Source organism: Paenisporosarcina sp. P4_D4 (assembly GCF_056401835.1).
Window position 1 is genome coordinate 1 of the sequence record NZ_JBFUIO010000323.1, and the last position, 1,074, is coordinate 1,074.

Annotated in this window: 3 protein-coding genes; all 3 read left to right on the forward strand. The window is 33.7% G+C overall.

Translation table 11 applies throughout. The annotated features are described in order from the left end of the window. Nucleotides 1–144: 144 nt before the first annotated feature. On the forward strand, nucleotides 145–396 hold the full coding sequence (locus AC1DSL_RS18540; RefSeq protein ID WP_477533375.1) for a hypothetical protein: 252 nt from the start codon (nucleotides 145–147) through the stop codon (nucleotides 394–396). Nucleotides 397–514: 118 nt separating this feature from the next. Then, complete coding sequence (locus tag AC1DSL_RS18545) at nucleotides 515–781, forward strand: translation initiation factor 2 (RefSeq protein WP_477533376.1); 267 nt, start codon at nucleotides 515–517, stop codon at nucleotides 779–781. A gap of 139 nt (nucleotides 782–920) precedes the next feature. Beyond that, nucleotides 921–1,074 (forward strand): DUF6774 domain-containing protein (locus tag AC1DSL_RS18550; protein ID WP_477533377.1); only part of this gene is annotated, 154 nt, incomplete at its 3' end.

The following is a 1,074-nucleotide window of genomic DNA, read 5'->3' on the forward strand; positions in this document are numbered from 1 at the left end:
AAGTAAGAGGACTTTTTATTTGGAGTTATTTATTATTACCACGCTTTTATTACATTTGTTTTTTCACCATAAAGTAATCTGTTGCATCAAATAAGATGATACAAAAAATTAGTTTCATCGATTTTTAATCAGGAGGCTAAGACATTGCATAAAAATAATATGGGATTTGGTCAAAAAGGTCCGAAAATGCTAACTGCTATTGAGCTTGAGCTAATTGCTGCAGCAATAGTTACATTCGGCGATGCTTTAGGAGCCGTTGCAATTGTTCGAGCCATRGAAGAAGAAGCACAAGGAGAGATAAGTCTGAAAAATAAAGATGAAGAATTGTTAAGTATGCAAAAACAAATTGATTATTTAACAAATGAATTATCTAAAATAAAAAGCCAAATAACTTGAGTTATACTCTTTATCAATTCCTGCCGCATCTAACGGTTCAACTCTACAATAAGTCTGACTTCTGCATGATTTTCATAATTTGAGTTAAAATCACAATGTAGACAAGGGGTGAGTGATTATGAATAAAGATAACCAAAACAATCAAAGTACTGAAACACCAGAAATTTTTGCAGCTAAACTAGCATTATTTGGAACTGCACTCTCAACGTTAGGGGATGGAATACAGACATTAGCTGCAGGGATTGCTCTTGATATATTAGAAAATGCAAATAATGAAACCTTGCCAGACCAAACGGATCAATTAAGACAAATGGAAGATAGAATGCAAAATCAAATTGATCAATTAACCAGAAAATTAGAGAAAATGGAGCGTGGAATGAGATAACGATTTTCTATTATTATAGATAACACGGGCGTACAAGAACAAATAAATTTATCAGTTAAACCTGCTTTAAAAAACAATAGGGTGTTCATTAGTTTCATCGATTTAAAATCAGGAGGCTGAGACATTGAATGAAAGTAATATGGGCAATGGTCAAAAAGGTTCGAATTCGCTAACTGCTACTGAGCTTGATGTAATTGCTTCAGCAATAAATACATTCGGCGATGCTTTAGGAACGATTGCAGCGGTTAGAGCCCTGGAAGCAGAAGTACAAGAAGAGAAAGAACAAGAAAATC

Coding starts and splice junctions, on each gene's coding strand:
- AC1DSL_RS18545 (WP_477533376.1), top strand. CDS start 515: ATGAATAAAGATAACCAAAACAATCAAAGTACTGAAACACCAGAAATT.